We start from the raw sequence: 14,251 nt of genomic DNA on the forward strand, positions 1-14,251 counted from the left end.
AAGGGGGAGGTTCAAGGGGCCTACTTCAGCGGCCCTTTGAAGATGAAGAATGCGCCCAGCCCGATCAGGGCGAAGCCGACGCCGTGGTTGAGCGTCAGTTTTTCGCCGAAATAGAACACGGTGAAAACCGCAAAGACCGAGAGGGAGATGACCTCCTGAATGGTCTTGAGCTCGGACGGCGAATAGACCGCCTCGCCGATGCGATTGGCCGGCACGGCGAGCCAGTATTCAAAGAACGCGATACCCCAGCTGATCAGCACCGCTATCCAGAGCGCCGAGGTGGGCCATTTGAGATGGCCGTACCAGGCAAAGGTCATGAAAATGTTGGACGCGAGCAGCAGCCCGATAGGGGCAAGGGTGGGAACGTTGAAGCCCAAGGCTTCCTCCTGAAAGACCGGAGGATGCCCGGCGCATGACAGATACAAGCAGCGTCAATTCCTTGGAAGTGGGAACGACGCTGCGGTCAGCCTAGCGCAGATGCTTGGTTGGCTGTTCCAGGCCAAAGATGTCGTCGGTCAAACTATCCATCCGCTCGCGGATCAGGGCCTGCGCATCATAGATGCCGCGATTGTAGAAATAGGCACCCATCTTATCGACGAAGAACATCATCAGCATTTCGGCGGGAATCGCGCCGATCTGCTGATCGAGCTCCTCGCGGAAGTAATCCTGGATTTCGCCGACGATGGCCTTGGTTTCCTCGCGGCTGAACTTGATGGGCTTCATGCAATGTCTCCTTCAGGCGCCGTTCATACCCCGAGTCGCCCATTGCGCTTCGATGTTGGCTTCGACAAAATGGCATCAGGGGAGATTGCCAAAATGCTCAAACTTCGATCTGCGCTTGCGATGATTGTTGTGCTTGCAACTGGTCCTGTGGTTGCCGCCGAGGAGGCGTCGTGCTCGGGCGTGTTTGGCGCTGATAGTTCCGAAGCGCTGGTGATAAAGACCTTCGGCAAGGACAATGTCGTCACCCAGGAAGAAGACGGCACGGATGGCATGACCATTCTGACCACGCGCGTCTTTCCCAACGATCCCGACAGAACCATCGCCTTCACCTGGTGGGATGAGGACGAACACACCGGCCCCAACTATGTCGACCTGCCACCCACCATGGCGGGCCCGCATGGCGTGCGGGTGGGCATGACCGTTGCGGAGGTCCAGGCGATCAACGGCGCGCCCTTCACCATTGGCGGCTTCTGGTGGGACTATGGCGGCTACGCCAACATCGAAAAGGGCACCCTCGCCAATGGCGATGACGGTTGCTACCTTTCGCTGCGCTTTGCGCCCGCTGACGAAGACTTCGGTGATCTCGACACCGGGCCTGTCACCGGCGAGGTCAGCATTCCCTCTGACACGCCGCTCCTGGCCAAGATCGATACCCGCCTGCAGGTGCTTTCGATCAGTTACCCCGGGCCGGAGGGCGACGACTGACCGATTGACCACACCCCCTTTCACGGCGTAGGTCTGGGGCTGTATTGGTTCCCAAAGGCCGTTGTGCCGGCGGGATCAAAAGGGAACACGGTGCGACGTACCCATCAGGGCGCAAATCCGTGGCTGCCCCCGCAACTGTAAGCGGTGCGCGCCCTCTCATGCCACTGGCCAAGGCCGGGAAGGCGAGGGCGCTGTACTCACCGTGAGCCAGGAGACCTGCCGATACACTTGCCGGGCTCAGGCCCAAGGATTCCGCACGGAGGGTGCTGCCATGAATGCAACGACCAATGTCTCGACTGCCACGCAGTCGCTCTCGATTTCCCAACGCATGATCGCCGGTTCGCTGGCGCTGCTGCTCGGTCTGACCCTTTTGGTCGGGACCGGTTTTGCTGGCGATTTCCGCCTGCATAACGGCGCGCACGACACCCGCCACGCCATGGGCTTTCCCTGCCACTAAGGCAGCGGATCAAACCGAGAGACATCATCATGATCCGTAATTTGTTTGCCGCTGCGATTTTCGCAGCGCTTGCGGCTGGCCTATTGACCGCCGCCATCCAGCACTTCCGCGTCACCCCGCTCATTCTGCACGCCGAGACCTTTGAGGGTGAAGGCGGCGGCCATAGCCACGGCGAAGCAGCCGCCGACCACGTCGATGCCGCTGGCACGGCTGATCACAGCCACGACGCTGTCGCCCTGACCGCCGAAGACGAGGCCGAAGAATGGGCCCCGGCTGATGGCTTCGAACGCACCGCTTACACGACGCTCGCCACGGTCCTTGCTGCTGCGGGCTTTGCTCTCGTCATCGGCGCCGTCTCTATGTTCTCGGGCATTCCGATCACCTTCGCCAATGGCTTTCTCTGGGGCATTGCCGGCTTTGTGGCCTTCTCGCTGGCGCCCGCCTATGGCCTTGCGCCAGAGTTGCCCGGCATGCCAGCGGCAGATGTCTTACCGCGCCAGATCTGGTGGGTTGGTACGGCCCTCGCTACCGGCGCTGCATGGCTCCTGCTGGCCAAGACGCGCGCTGGCTGGGCCTTCGCCGTCGCCGCCGCGCTGGTGGTGATTCCGCACATCATTGGCGCGCCCGGGGCGCCCGACGAGCCAAGCGCCGTCCCCGCCCATCTCGCAACCGAATTTGCCGCGATCACCCTGGGCACGTCCCTGGTGTTCTGGCTGGTGCTCGGCACCCTGTTCGGAAAACTCAATGACGTCTTCGCGCGCAATCGCGTCGCCGTCCCGGCTGGAGCTACAGCATGACCCAAAAGATTCCGACCACCGTCATCACCGGCTTTCTTGGTGCCGGCAAGACGACCCTTGTGCGCCACCTTCTGGCACACGCCCCCAAGGGCAAACGCATCGCGCTGATCATCAACGAGTTCGGTGATCTCGGCGTCGACAAGGACATCCTCGCCGGTTGCGGCGACGAGACCTGCCGCGAAGAGGACATGGTCGAGCTCTCCAATGGCTGCATTTGCTGCACCGTGGCCGATGAATTCATCCCCACCATGCAGGCGCTGCTCGCCCGTCCCGACAAGTTCGATCACATCGTCATCGAAACTTCGGGTCTGGCGCTGCCCCAGCCGCTGATCCGCGCCTTCAACTGGCCCGAGATCAAGGCGCAGGTCACCATCGACGGCATCGTCACGGTGGCCGACGCCGCTGCCCTTGCCGAAGGCCGTTTCGCCTCGGACGAAGCTGCCGTGGATGCGCAGCGCCGTCAGGACGAAATGCTCGATCACGAAACCCCATTGGGCGAACTGTTCGAAGACCAGCTCTCGGTGGCCGATCTGGTCATCATCAACAAGGCTGATCTGGTGGATGCAGACATGCTCGCCAAGGTTGAAGCCAATGTCCGCGCCGAGCTGCGGCCGGGCGTCGGCATCATCCATGCCCGCAACGGCCATGTTGATATCGCGGCACTCCTCGGCATGGGCATGTCTTCGGAAGATGACATTGCCAACCGCCCCAGCCATCACGAGCTGGAGCATGGTGGCGAAACGCACGAGCACGATGATTTCGACAGCTTCTCGGTCCGCCTGCCAGCCATTGCCGGCAAGGACGAACTCCTTTCGGTGATCGAAGCGACCATCCGTGACCACGACGTGCTGCGCCTCAAGGGCTTTGCTGCCGTGCCGGGTGCCAATGCACGTCTGGCCATTCAGGCCGTGGGCCCTCGCGTCACCGCCTATTTCGACCGCCCATGGAAGGACGGCGAAGTCCGCGAGACTGCACTGGTCGTCATCGGTGAAAGCCCGCTCGACCACGCGGCGATCACGGCGAGCCTCAACCAGGCCGCGCCCGTCGCCGCCTAAGCCCTCCCAACCCTCGATCTGTTCCTCTCCCCGTTAGGGAGAGGAACCCCAACTTGAAGGCCTGCCCCATGACTGTGATCACCAAGGATTCCAACGGCACCCAGCTCAACGATGGCGACGCCGTGACCTTGATCAAGGATCTCAAGGTCAAAGGCACCTCGGTGACGCTCAAGCGTGGTACGCTGGTCAAGAATATCCGACTGACCGATGATCCCGCTGAGATTGAATGCAACGCCGAAAAGGTGAAGGGACTCGTTCTGCGCACCGAGTTCCTCAAGAAGGCCTGATGGCGGACGCTCCCAAGCCGGTTTCTCTGGCGCGCGTGCTGGCCATTGCCATCCTTGGCCCCCTCGTCGGTACGCTCGTTCTCCTGGCGATGATGATGACATTGGATGCATCGCCGCCAGCACTGCCCGATCTGCTGCATTACCTGCCGATATTTGTGGTGTTCGGCTGGCTGTTTGGGCTGGTGCCATCCAGCTTGAGCGCCTTTCTGTATCGCAGGACCGCGCCCCGGATCGATGGTCTCTGGCAGCGCGTGCTGGCCTGCGTGTTGATCGGATTTGTCTGCGGCGCCTTGGCCATCTGGCCGGCTGTCTGGATCTTCTCAGGCCGCATCAGCGGCGATCTTGTATTCGCCGTTCAGGCCGGCCTCTGCGGTGCCGTAGCGCTTGCCGTTATTGCCCTGCCTTTTAGCGGGAGAGCCTGATGCATCTGTTGTCCGCTCAGGCCGGTGCCATCCAGCAGGAAGGCGAGGCCATAGACCTCAATCAGCGCCCCGGTGCGCTGGTGTTTGCCTCCTCCGCCGATAGCGAACTGGCCATGCTGGCTGGCGCGGCCGACCGGGCAGGAGAGGACCAACTTCGGCTCGCCAATACGCTGCGCCTGTCCAACAACCTCTCGGTTGATATGTGGGTGGAGCAGACCATCGCCCATGCCAAACTTGTGGTGTTGCGCCTGATCGGCGGCGCTGCCTATTTCCAATATGGCGTCGATGAGCTGACCGCCATGTGCGCCAACCGCAAGATCCCGCTGGTGCTGCTGCCCGGCGATGCCAATCCCGATCCCATCCTGCAGTCGCGCTCGACGATCCATCCTGACGATTGGACGCGCCTGCACAGCCTGTTCATCGCCGGCGGCCCGGACAATGCCGACACCATCCTGCGCGCCTTCAATCTGCTCGCTTCACCTCTCCCTTTGGGAGAGAGGCCGGCCGCATCGCGGGCGGGTGAGGGGGCCTTATCAGACCTAGCCCCATCCCCCTTCGCCCGCTTCGGCCTCTGGCACCCGCAAACCGGGATGTCAGATGTTGAGGGTCTGTCACAGCTCCACCAAAGACCTGATGGTGAGCCCGTCGAACCACGAGGCCGCGCGAGTGGAGAGCTTAGCGACACGACCTCGACCTTCGACACGCTCAGGATGAGGTCTGCAGGCGCATTCGTGCCCATCCTGTTCTATCGCGCAGCGCTGGAAGGTGCGGGCACAGCGACGATCGAGGCCCTCATCGCAGAACTGCAAGCGCAGGGTCTGTCGCCCGTGCCGCTGCTGGTGTCCTCCCTCAAAGAGGGCCCCTGTGTCCGCTTCGTGCAAAATGCCCTAGCGGCATTCCCACCCGCGGCGATCTTCAATCTCACCGGCTTTTCGCTCGGCATTGATGGGCTGGACGATAAGGCCAATCCCTTCTCTGGTTGCGACGCGCCGGTGATCCAGCTGATCCAGTCAGGCCGCTCGGAAGCGCAATGGCAGGCCGACAATCAGGGTCTGAGTTCCAGGGATATGGCGATGTTTCTCGTCATGCCCGAAGTTGACGGACGCCTTGGCGGCCTCATCGTTGGCCACAAGGCCGACGCCGTGTGGCACGAGCGCTGCCAGGTGCCGCTCACCGCCTACACCCCGGATGCCTCGGGTATTTCGCGCGCCGTGACACTGGCCGCCAAATGGGCCCGCCTGCGCGCAACGCCACGCGCCGAGCGCAAAATCGCTTTAGTGCTCGCCAACTACCCCATCCGCGATGGCCGCATCGCCAACGGCGTCGGCTACGACGCTCCCGAGTCGACGATCGAGATACTGAAAACGCTCGAGGGTGCCGGATACACTCTGTCATCTCTCCCTTCGGGGGAGAGGTCGGCGGCACAGCCGCCGGGTGAGGGGGCCCTGCCTTCCAGCAGCGCCGATCTCATCGCCGCTTTGCAGTCTGGTCCGACGAACGCAGATCCGTTGCGCGGGACATCGGCAGTGAAGCTGGCGCTGGCCGACTACGAGGCCCTCTTTGCCGCGCTTCCCGCCGAAACGCGCGAGGCTGTTACCGAGCGTTGGGGCGCGCCTGCGAGCGACCCTTTTGTGCGCGACGGCGTGTTCCATCTGCCCGGCCTCATGTTGGGCAATGTCGCCATCCTGCTGCAACCGGCGCGTGGCTATCATCTCGATGACACGGCCAGCTATCACGATCCCGCGCTGCCGCCGCCCCATGCCTATATCGCGGCCTATCTCTGGCTGAAGCAAGACTTTGGCGCCCATGCGCTGATCCACAATGGCAAGCATGGCACGCTGGAATGGCTGCCGGGCAAGGCGACGGCGCTGGATGCCGATTGCTACCCTGATGCGCTCTGGGGGCAATTGCCGCATCTCTACCCGTTCATCGTCAACGACCCCGGCGAGGGTACACAGGCCAAGCGCCGCACCGGCGCTGTCATCATCGATCATCTGGTGCCGCCGCTGACCCGCGCCGAGACCTATGGCCCGCTCAAGGACCTCGAGTCGTTGCTCGACGAGTATTACGCCGCGTCCGGCATGGACCGCCGCCGCCTCGCCGACCTCAAACGCCGCATTCTCGATTTTACGCGTGACAGCCGCCTCGATCGCGATATCGGCCTGCCCAGCGATGAAACCGAAGCGCTGATCAAGATCGACAACTTCCTCTGCGATCTCAAGGAAGCCCAGATCCGCGACGGACTGCATATTTTCGGACGCTCGCCCGAAAGCAATCTGCAACGCGATCTGATCGTTGCACTGGCCAGAGTCCCACGCGGCGATGCGCCCGGCGATAACTCGCTGATCCGCGCTTTGGCGGACGACCTCAAACTCGGCTTTGACCCGTTGACGGCCAAATTGGGAATACCGTGGACGGGGCCCACCCCCACCCTCGATCCCTCCCCACAGGGGGGAGGGAAGGCAGATCCGGCTTCGCTGAACTATCAGTCGACTCCCTCCCCTGGATGGGGAGGGATCAAGGGTGGGGTGGGGCCACGGACTCTGGGCGATGTGGTCGAGTATTTGGAGAACCTGGCCGCAACGCTGGTGTCTGGAGAATCTGCTCCTGCGCCTGAGTGGGCGGCAACCAAGGCCGTTCTCACCACCGTCGAAAACATCATCCGCCCCCGTCTCGCCGCTTCCGGCCCGGCTGAAATGGCGGCGTTGCTGGATGGCCTTGACGGCAAATTCATCCGCCCCGGCCCCTCCGGCGCCCCCTCGCGCGGTCGGCTCGACGTGCTGCCGACCGGACGCAATTTTTACTCGGTCGATAGCCGCGCTGTGCCCACGCCAACCGCTTGGGAACTCGGCAAGAAATCGGCCGAAAGCCTTGTTCTGCGGCACTTTCAGGATCACGGCGTCTACCTGCAGTCTGCCGCCTTGTCAGTCTGGGGCACCGCCAATATGCGCACCGGCGGGGACGACATTGCGCAGGCAATGGCGCTGATCGGCGCCAAGCCCGTCTGGGATCCCGGTTCGCTCCGCGTCTCGGGTTACGAGATCATCCCGCTGGCCAAGCTCGGCCGCCCGCGCGTCGACGTGACGCTGCGAGTCTCGGGCTTTTTCCGCGACGCCTTCCCCGCCCAAATCGCCCTGTTCGACCGCGCCATCCGCGCAATCGGGGCATTGGACGAGCCAACCGAAGAAAACCCCATCGCCGCCCGCATGCGGACCGACGCGCTGGGCATGATGGCCGAAGGTGCCTCCGAGCGTGAGGCGGCGCTTTCGGCGGGGCATCGCATTTTTGGCTCCAAGCCCGGCACTTACGGTGTGGGCCTCAACGCCATGATCGATTCCGGCACATGGAAGAACAAGGCGGACCTCGGCAAACGCGTGCTCGACTGGGGCCAATATGCCTATGGCGCACAGGCCAGCGGCACGCCCGAGCGCGCCCGCTTTGCAGCACGCCTGTCATCCATCGATGCGGTGATCCACAACCAGGACAATCGCGAACACGACCTGCTCGACAGCGACAATTACTACCAGTTCGAGGGTGGTCTTTCAGCTGCAGCCGAAAGCCTGAGCGGCGCACAGCCGACCCTCTATCACAATGACCATTCTCGGCCCGAACGGCCTGTGATCAAGACGCTGGAAGAAGAAATCAGCCACGTCATGCGCTCGCGCGTGGTCAATCCGAAATGGCTCAATGGCGTCAAACGGCATGGGTATCGCGGGGCGTTTGAGATCATCGCCACGGTCGATTTCATGTTCGCCTTTGCCGCCACCACCGGCGCGGTCAAAACGCATCATTTCGATCTGGCCTTCGAGGCTTTTGTCGAGGACGACGCAACGCGCGACTTCATTCGCGACAACAATCGCCATGGCTATGACGAGTTGATCGCCAAGTTCAACGACGCCCGCCAGCGCGGCCTCTGGGTTCCGCGCTCCAATTCTGCTTATGCTTTGCTCGAGGAAACATCATGACCGACAAGCCCGTCAAAAAGACTGACCTGATGAGCGAGGCCGAGCGCGACGCCTATCACGCCGAAAAGATGAAGAAGAAGAAGGAGGCGCGGAACAAGATCCTCGCCACCAAGACCCAGGAAAAGGGCCTGCTGATTGTTCATACCGGCAAGGGCAAGGGCAAGTCCACGGCGGCCTTCGGCATGGTGTTTCGTGCGCTGGGCCACGGCTTCAAGGTCGGTGTGGTCCAGTTCGTCAAGGGCGTGTGGGACACCGGGGAGCGCGACGTGTTGCTGAAATTCCCGGAGTTGGTGACCATCAACGCCATGGGCGAAGGTTTCACCTGGGACGTCGCCGATCGTCAGCGCGACCTTGCCGCGGCCCGCGCGGCCTGGGAACAGGCGAAGGTCTTGATCGCGGACCCGAGCTACAAACTCGTCCTGCTCGATGAGCTGAACATCTGCCTGCGCTACGACTATCTGCCGATCGATGAAGTGGTCGAGGTGCTCAAGAACAAGCCCGCGGACAAGCACGTCATCGTCACCGGCCGCAATGCCAAGGACGAACTGATTGAGATCGCCGACCTCGTCACCGAAATGACTGAGATCAAGCACCACTTCCGCTCAGGCGTGAAGGCTCAGGCCGGGATCGAGTTCTAGGGGAAGCACCGACGTCATTCCCGCGAAAGCGGGAATCCCCCTTAGTGTTGCGCTCCCCTTAGAGGGAGATTCCCGCTTTCGCGGGAATGACGCTGTGGGGAGGATGATTGTGGGAAACGCGAGGCGGTTTGGGTGTGAGCACTCGCGGTCCGACCTATCCCCTCAGCACCCAGCATCCCTCAGCGACGTCACCAGTTGCTCCACGACCGGCTTCATGTCCGCGGCGTTGATGGTGGAATACTCCACTCGAAACGCCGCGTAGCTCGTGCCGTCGCAGAGCAGGATCATGCGCTGATAGAGGATGCGCGAGCCGTTGAGGCCTGAGAAGCTGGCCCAGCGGGGCGTGGTGGCCTGATAGGTGACGTTGTAGCCGTTTTCGGCGACAGCGTAGTCCATGGCTGAGGTGACCGCGGTGTCGAAATCCTCAAGCAGATTGCCGCCCCAGACCAGCAGGCCCTGCGCGCCCTTGGCATTGTAAAAGCTTTGCCCGTCGCCATTGTCGCTCTCGCCACTGCCGACAAAGCCGGGCGGCACATCAATGATGTAGCCGAAGCGGGCATTGCCATAGGGCTCCCAGCCTTGGGCGAAACCGGGGGTGGCAAAAAGGGCGAGGACGAGGGCCAGAACAATACGCATGGGCGCAAATCTGCCCGCGTCGCATTGCCCCGGCAAGTCACATTCGCCTGTCAAACGACGACAATACCGGAGTGCTTGGCCTTTTCTTCGGGCTCGACATGGATGGTGATCTGCGCGTCTTTGACCGCCTCGCGCAGCTTGGCTTCGATTTTGTCGCAAATGTTGTGTGCCAGCTCGACACTCATGAGGCCAGGGACCACGAGATGGAAGTCGATGAAGGTCATCTTGCCGGCCTGCCGGGTGCGGATATCATGGGCTTCGATGGCGCCATCGGCATTGCTGGCGATGACCTCGCGGATCAGCTTGCCGGTTTCAGGCGCGACAGCCACGTCCATCAACCCGCCCACGCTGTCGCGAATGACGCCCCAGCCCGACCACAGGATGTTGAGCGCAACAAGGCCTGCCAGCACCGAATCGAGCTGTGCCCAGCCGGTGAGGAACACGAGGCCAAGGCCCACCAGAACGCCAATGGTGGACATGACGTCGGTCATCAAATGCTTGCCGTCGGCCTCGAGCGCTGGAGAGCGCACGGCGCGGCCATGGCGGATCAGAACCTGCGCCCAGATCACATTGATGATCGTTGCGCCGGCACTGATGAGCAGGCCCTGCATCGGTGCTTCGGGCAGCGATGGCGAGAGAAAACCGAGCACAGCCTCGCGCATGATGAGGATCGCAGCGACGATAATCATCACGCCGACGATAACGGCCGAGAAGTATTCGGCCTTGTGATAGCCATAGGGCAGGGTCGCATCGGCCGGCTTCTGTGCCAGCCGCACGGCGATCAGTGCGACAATGGCCGTGACCACGTTGACGATGGATTCCAGCGCATCCGAGTACAGCGCGATCGAGCCGGTAAGGTACCAGGCGAGCAGTTTGAGGCCGAGCACCAGCAGGCCCACCAATAGGCTGGCCCCTGCAATGGCCATCGTCCGATTTGCCGTGATTGCCATTTCCGCCCCGCATGCCTGATGTCAAACGGCCATAGCTCTCTTGGTTGATCCTCGCAAGTCATTGTTTTTGCAAATCATTTTCAGAAGCATTCTGATGTGGCGCGATCCCCGCCAAGCCATTGATTGACCACGCGCTTCTGCCGCCCTAGAACCGGGTATAGCGCAGCGTTCCCACCAAGGAACTGAAACAGAGTTCGGTGCGGTCGACCCAAATCGGGGACCAAGTCCGAAGCTGCTCCGGTCTTTTGCGAACCTGCCTCTTGTTTTTGAGAGGCGATACATGACGATGACGGCAGGGCGGTCCGCCCCCAGACTTGCGGTCTATAGAGGTCCCGTGACCGCCGGCATCGGTTGCACGTCCGGTGCCACTGCCGACGATATCATCGCTCTGGTTCTATCCACGTTGGCCGCGTCTGGCCTCAACGTTTCCCAACTCGCAGCGCTGGGCTCGCACAGCCGCAAGCAAGGCTTTGTCCCACTGCATCAGGCAGCGCAGCATTTCGATGTGCCGTTGCATTTTCTGGATGAGTTGGCAGGAGATTTGCCCAATCCATCGGCGTTCGTTGCGCGGACTGTAGGCCTGCCCGGTATTGCCGAGGCGGTTGCATTGGCTGCGGGGCCCCTGCTGGCGGGTAAACACAAGTCGACAAACGTCACCTGTGCCCTCGGCGCGGGCGTTTTGCTTGGCTCGGCTCAGGCGTCGAGCTTCAATGCGGCGATAGCTTCGTCGAGGCTTGCCACTTCCAGCGCTGGTCCATAGGCAGGCCGCGCGATCATGATGACTTTTACGCCCAGTCGCCGTGCTGCTTCGAGCTTTGCCGAGGTTTGCGCGCCGCCTGAATTCTTGGTGACGAGATGAGTGATCTCCTCGCGCTCCATCAGGGCGATTTCGTCGCTGAGACTGTAGGGCGGTCGCGTCTGCAGCAGCGTCGCATAACGCGGCATGGGCATGGTCGGCGTTTCGATCAACCGCACCACAAAGTGGCAGTCGTCCCGTTCAAGGAACTGCTCAATCCAAGCATGGCCTGTGGTCAGCAACACATCGGCACTGGGCGGCAGCGCCGCGGCGGCCTCGGCTGTCGTCTCAACCGTGATCCAATCATCGCCAACCTGCTGGGTCCATTGCGGACGCATGTAGCGCACCAGTGGCACACCGGCGGCTTGCGCAGCAGCGCTCGCATTGATCGAAATCTGGCCAGCATAGGGATGGGTGGCATCGACCAACCGGTCGATATGGGCAGCGCGCAGATAGGCCGACAGGCCCGGAATACCGCCAAACTTGCCCATGCGCAGGCCGCCTTCGGGGAGCTTGGGGGTCTGGGTGCGTCCAGCCAGCGAGGAGGTGACGTCATGGCCCAGCGCCACGAGCCGATTGGCCAGTTCGCGCGCTTCGCCCGTGCCGCCAAGGATCAGAATCTTCATCGCGTGCTATACACTCCTCAAATTCACTTTGCCCATTCGGGCGCCAAGGCTCAAGGGCACGCATACTGATGTTCGGCTGGATCAGAAAACCCCGCCCGCGCGGCCACTTTGCAGCACTGGACGGCGCCGACTTTCCCGCCATGGAGCCGGGCAGCGTCTGGCTGGTTGGTGCTGGGCCCGGCGGGCCGGGGCTGGTGTCGCTTTTGGCCTATCACGCACTGGGGCAGGCCGATGTGATCGTGCATGACGCGCTGGTTTCGCAGGATTTGCTGGATCTGGCGCCGCGCGGGGTCAAACGTCTTTATGCGGGCAAGCGTGGCGGCAAGCCATCGCCCAAGCAGGCCGATATTTCATTGCAGCTGATCGAACTGGCGCAGGTAGGCAAGCGCGTGCTGCGGCTCAAGGGTGGCGACCCGTTCATGTTTGGACGGGGCGGCGAAGAGGCGGGGGCATTGGCGCGAGCCGGCGTGCCGTTCCGCATCGTGCCGGGGATTTCCTCTGGGCTGGGTGGACTGGCCTATGCTGGCATTCCCATTACCCATCGCGACACCAACCAGTCCGTGCTGTTCCTCACGGGGCACGACGAGTCGGGCGCAGTGCCGCATGGCGTTGACTGGCCCGCCGTGGCCCATGCCGCGCCGGTGATCGTCATGTTCATGGCGGTCAAGCATCTTGGCTCTATCTGTGAGCGGCTGCTGGCGGCGGGGCGGGATGGTGCCGATCGCGTGGCGATCGTCTCCCATGCCGCGACGCCCGAGCAGTCCATGATTGAAACCACGCTGGCCGAGGCGGGGAGCCTGACCGATGTGCCGACGCCCGCTATTGTGGTGCTTGGCCCGGTGAGCGCCTATCGCGAAACGCTTGACTGGTATGTTGGCACCGTGCGGAGCCATGTCTTTGGCTAAGGGATTTGTGATAGCCGCACCGCGCTCGGGTTCGGGTAAAACCGTCATCACGTTGGGCATTCTTGCGGCATTGCGGCGACGCGGTGTGATCGTGGCCCCGGCCAAGGCCGGGCCGGACTATATCGATCCAGCGTTTCTGGGTCGTGCGGCGATGCGCGATGCGGTCAACCTTGATCCATGGTCGATGAGCCCGGCGCGGCTGAAGGCCTTGGCCGATATGCAGTCGACTGGAGCCGATCTGCTGGTGGTTGAAGGCGTGATGGGGATGTTTGACGGCGCGGCGGATGGCTTCGGCTCGACCGGCGACTTGGCCGAATTGCTGGACCTGCCCGTGGTGCTGGTCGTCGATGCGGATCGGCAGAGCCAGTCGGTCGCGCCACTGGTGGCGGGCTTTGCCAATTGGCGACCGGGCGTGCGGGTGGCGGGGGTGATCCTCAACCGTGTGGCGTCGGCCAAGCACGAGCGGATGTTGACCGATGCCCTATTGGCGACGGGCATTCCATGCCTTGGGGCGATCCCGCGCAATCCCGCTTTGGTCATTCCCGAGCGCCATCTGGGGCTGGTGCTGCCGGGCGAGATGGCTAGCTTTGAAAACTTCCTCGATGTGGCCGCCGAGGCCATTGGCGACTATGTCGATCTCGAGCAATTGCAGGCGCTGGCAGCGCCTTTAGCCGCTGCCGAGCAGGTCGTTGCGCCGCTGGCGCCGCTGGGACAGCGCATGGCCATCGCTCGCGACGATGCCTTTGTGTTTCTTTATCCGCATCTGCTGGATGGGTGGCGGTCAATGGGGGCGGAGCTGAGCTTTTTCTCGCCGCTGGCCAATGAGGCGCCGTGGGAAGATGCCGATGCGATTTACCTGCCGGGTGGGTATCCGGAATTGCACGGCGCGACGCTGGCGGCAGCGGACGGGTTCAAGGCGGGGTTGGCGGGGGCGCGGGATCGCGATGCGCTGATCTACGGCGAGTGCGGGGGCTTCATGGTGCTGGGCGAGGCGCTGGTCGACAAGGCTGGGGTGTCTCACGCCATGGCGGGACTGTTACCGGTGGTTACGCGGATTGACCGGCCCAAGCGCATTCTCGGCTATCGCCGTCTGGTGCATGGGGGAGCGCTGCCCTGGCCGGGGCATTTGAATGGGCATGAGTTTCATTATTCGTCGGCCAAGCAATCACGCCTGACGCCCCTGTTTGCGGCGACCGATGCCGTGGGGCAGGCCATGCCGCCCATGGGCGCGGTGATTGGCAAGGTGATGGGGTCTTACGCCCACGTCATCGATGCGGCATAAGACTGCC

At 62.6% G+C, this 14,251-nt stretch carries 16 protein-coding genes and 1 riboswitch; of the genes, 11 read left to right on the plus strand and 5 right to left on the minus strand.

Going from position 1 to position 14,251, the window contains the following annotated elements:
* Positions 1–20: 20 nt before the first annotated feature.
* Together WH87_RS17575 and WH87_RS17580 are read right to left on the minus strand one after the other, a co-directional pair.
* Complete coding sequence (locus tag WH87_RS17575) at positions 21–377, minus strand: DMT family protein (protein ID WP_156458280.1); 357 nt, start codon at positions 375–377, stop codon at positions 21–23.
* A gap of 91 nt (positions 378–468) precedes the next feature.
* Positions 469–723, minus strand: coding sequence for a DUF2164 domain-containing protein (locus tag WH87_RS17580; protein WP_046138867.1), 255 nt, complete (start codon positions 721–723; stop codon positions 469–471).
* A gap of 93 nt (positions 724–816) precedes the next feature.
* Here WH87_RS17580 and WH87_RS17585 point away from each other — a divergent pair, with 93 nt between their 5' ends.
* The 8 genes from WH87_RS17585 (at position 817) to cobO (ending at position 9,049) form a co-directional block, all read left to right on the plus strand.
* Complete coding sequence (locus tag WH87_RS17585) at positions 817–1,428, plus strand: hypothetical protein (RefSeq protein ID WP_156458281.1); 612 nt, start codon at positions 817–819, stop codon at positions 1,426–1,428.
* Positions 1,429–1,456: 28 nt separating this feature from the next.
* Positions 1,457–1,666: riboswitch (cobalamin riboswitch) on the plus strand.
* A 33-nt stretch (positions 1,667–1,699) separates the two neighbouring features.
* Entirely contained in the window at positions 1,700–1,885 is a 186-nt protein-coding gene (locus WH87_RS17590) for a CbtB domain-containing protein (RefSeq protein WP_046138865.1), read from the plus strand.
* Between the two features lie 29 nt (positions 1,886–1,914).
* On the plus strand, positions 1,915–2,682 hold the full coding sequence (locus tag WH87_RS17595; protein ID WP_052726373.1) for a CbtA family protein: 768 nt from the start codon (positions 1,915–1,917) through the stop codon (positions 2,680–2,682).
* Positions 2,679–3,737 carry a cobalamin biosynthesis protein CobW gene (gene cobW / locus WH87_RS17600; protein WP_046138863.1) on the plus strand — a complete coding sequence of 353 codons (1,059 nt, stop codon included), beginning with the start codon at positions 2,679–2,681 and terminating at the stop codon, positions 3,735–3,737. Before WH87_RS17595 ends, cobW begins: the two co-directional genes overlap by 4 nt.
* Before the next feature lie 68 nt (positions 3,738–3,805).
* Positions 3,806–4,024 carry an alkylphosphonate utilization protein gene (locus tag WH87_RS17605; RefSeq protein WP_046138862.1) on the plus strand — a complete coding sequence of 73 codons (219 nt, stop codon included), beginning with the start codon at positions 3,806–3,808 and terminating at the stop codon, positions 4,022–4,024.
* Positions 4,024–4,446: a hypothetical protein gene (locus WH87_RS17610; protein ID WP_046138861.1), complete on the plus strand. Its 423-nt coding sequence runs from the start codon at positions 4,024–4,026 to the stop codon at positions 4,444–4,446. The genes WH87_RS17605 and WH87_RS17610 overlap by 1 nt, the downstream gene beginning before the upstream one ends.
* On the plus strand, positions 4,446–8,411 hold the full coding sequence (gene cobN / locus WH87_RS17615; RefSeq protein WP_046138860.1) for a cobaltochelatase subunit CobN: 3,966 nt from the start codon (positions 4,446–4,448) through the stop codon (positions 8,409–8,411). The genes WH87_RS17610 and cobN overlap by 1 nt, the downstream gene beginning before the upstream one ends.
* Positions 8,412–8,440: 29 nt before the next feature.
* Entirely contained in the window at positions 8,441–9,049 is a 609-nt protein-coding gene (gene cobO, locus WH87_RS17620; protein WP_156458286.1) for a cob(I)yrinic acid a,c-diamide adenosyltransferase, read from the plus strand.
* Positions 9,050–9,211: 162 nt separating this feature from the next.
* On the opposite strand, the gene WH87_RS17625 is transcribed toward cobO, so the two are convergent.
* Entirely contained in the window at positions 9,212–9,685 is a 474-nt protein-coding gene (locus WH87_RS17625; RefSeq protein ID WP_052726372.1) for a hypothetical protein, read from the minus strand.
* Between the two features lie 50 nt (positions 9,686–9,735).
* A complete protein-coding gene (locus tag WH87_RS17630) occupies positions 9,736–10,635 on the minus strand; it encodes a cation diffusion facilitator family transporter (protein ID WP_046138858.1) in 900 nt (299 codons plus the stop codon).
* Between the two features lie 334 nt (positions 10,636–10,969).
* Between WH87_RS17630 and WH87_RS17635 the strand changes: the two genes are divergently transcribed.
* Entirely contained in the window at positions 10,970–11,395 is a 426-nt protein-coding gene (locus WH87_RS17635) for a cobalamin biosynthesis protein (protein ID WP_046173286.1), read from the plus strand.
* Here WH87_RS17635 and WH87_RS17640 read toward each other — a convergent pair.
* On the minus strand, positions 11,329–12,057 hold the full coding sequence (locus WH87_RS17640) for a cobalt-precorrin-6A reductase (RefSeq protein WP_046138857.1): 729 nt from the start codon (positions 12,055–12,057) through the stop codon (positions 11,329–11,331). The genes WH87_RS17635 and WH87_RS17640 overlap by 67 nt on opposite strands.
* A 68-nt stretch (positions 12,058–12,125) precedes the next feature.
* Here WH87_RS17640 and cobA point away from each other — a divergent pair, with 68 nt between their 5' ends.
* Together cobA and WH87_RS17650 are read left to right on the plus strand one after the other, a co-directional pair.
* The gene (gene cobA, locus WH87_RS17645; protein ID WP_082092774.1) at positions 12,126–12,962 is read left to right on the plus strand and encodes a uroporphyrinogen-III C-methyltransferase; all 837 of its coding nucleotides are present in this window, start codon (positions 12,126–12,128) and stop codon (positions 12,960–12,962) included.
* A complete protein-coding gene (locus WH87_RS17650) occupies positions 12,955–14,244 on the plus strand; it encodes a cobyrinate a,c-diamide synthase (protein ID WP_245622479.1) in 1,290 nt (429 codons plus the stop codon). The genes cobA and WH87_RS17650 overlap by 8 nt, the downstream gene beginning before the upstream one ends.
* The last annotated feature ends 7 nt before the right edge of the window (positions 14,245–14,251 follow it).

It is taken from the genome of Devosia epidermidihirudinis (assembly GCF_000971295.1).
GTDB classification, from domain to species: domain Bacteria; phylum Pseudomonadota; class Alphaproteobacteria; order Rhizobiales; family Devosiaceae; genus Devosia; species Devosia epidermidihirudinis.